General features: G+C 50.5%; 2 protein-coding genes. Both read left to right on the top strand.

Features of this window, described 5'->3' with window-relative positions; translation table 11 throughout:
- On the top strand, window positions 1-1,107 hold a 1,107-nt coding region (locus DXZ20_RS04985), incomplete at its 5' end, for a sensor histidine kinase (protein ID WP_250565629.1).
- Window positions 1,108-1,118: 11 nt separating this feature from the next.
- Window positions 1,119-1,429, top strand: a 311-nt coding sequence (locus DXZ20_RS37245; protein ID WP_250565628.1) for a response regulator, incomplete at its 3' end; no start/stop codon positions are given.

Raw genomic sequence — 1,429 nt, 5'->3', positions numbered from 1 at the left:
GTATGGTACACCGTTATGCTGCAGGACATTACTGAACGGCTACAGGCGGAAGCGGCCATTCGTCGTAGTGAAGAGCAACTGCGCAAAACAACCAATGCCCTGCCAGTATTGATTGCCTACATTGATGCGGAGGAGTGCTATCGCTTTAATAATCGTGCCTACGAAGATTGGTTGGGGGTACCTTATGAAAGCTTAGAGGGGCAATCCTTAGCCACAGCCTTGGGGCCTGAGATTTATGGTACTATTCAGCCCTATTTACGACAGGCGCTCGACGGCCAAAGTGTCACCTTTGAGGTGGAGTTTCCCGGAAGTGATAGCCCTTACCGTTGGGTGAGTGTCAGCTATCAACCGGATATTCATGATGGCAGAGTGAGGGGGTGTTTTGCCATGACCCAAGACATTAGCGATCATAAAGCAGCTGACCAGCTGAAAAATGAGTTTGTTTCGGTGGTTAGCCACGAGTTACGCACGCCCCTTACATCCATCCATGGGGCGTTGAAGCTTTTAACGACAGGGCAGTTGGGGCAGCTACAGCCCCAGGGCCAGGAACTGCTTGAAATTGCTCTAAGTAATACGGAGCGGCTGACGCGGTTGATCAATGATGTTCTCGATTTAGAGCGCATTGAGTCGGGTCGCATCAAGATGATTAAGGTACAGTGTCAGGTGGCGGAGGTGTTACAAAAGGCGGCACAGGCGATGATGCCCATGGCTCAGACTCACGGGGTGACGGTACAGGTGTTGCCTATCGATACCTATATCTATGCTGACCCTGACCACATTGAACAGACGCTAACAAATTTACTGAGTAATGCGATTAAGTATTCACCTCGGGGGGAAATTGTTGTTCTCAAGGCTGTAGACCATCCGCAACAGGTAGTTTTCAAGGTGGTTGACCATGGTCGAGGGATTCCTGAAAATAAGCTGGAGACAATTTTTGAGCGGTTTCAACAGGTGGATGCATCGGATACTCGCAAGCATGGTGGTACGGGTCTGGGGTTAGCAATCTGTCGTGAGATTGTGCAACATCACAAGGGTCGCATTTGGGTGACCAGCGTCCATGGTGAGGGGAGTACATTCTGTTTTTCTTTGCCTAAGACGTTCACCTAAGAGAATCCATCATGACTTGTCGTACGGTTTTGTTGATTGATGATGAGACTGATATTCAGACCGTTGCCAAAATTGGTCTGACGTTGAATACGGATTGGTCTGTGACGACGGCGAATTCGGGTGAGGCGGGGTTGGATGTGGCGATCGCCACTCTCCCTGATGTGATTTTGTTGGATGTGGCGATGCCGGGTATGGATGGTCTGGCGACGCTGGCGGCATTGCAGAAGAATCCAATAACGGCAAAGATTCCGATTATTTTTTTAACGGCGAAGGCCCAGGCGTCAGATCGACGACGACTCTACGAAGCGGGCGCGTCTGGGGT

The organism is Adonisia turfae CCMR0081, assembly GCF_011009555.1.
GTDB lineage: Bacteria > Cyanobacteriota > Cyanobacteriia > Phormidesmidales > Phormidesmidaceae > Leptothoe > Leptothoe turfae.
The sequence above is the reverse complement of the archived record's forward strand: the minus strand, read 5'-3'. Positions and strand labels throughout refer to the sequence as shown.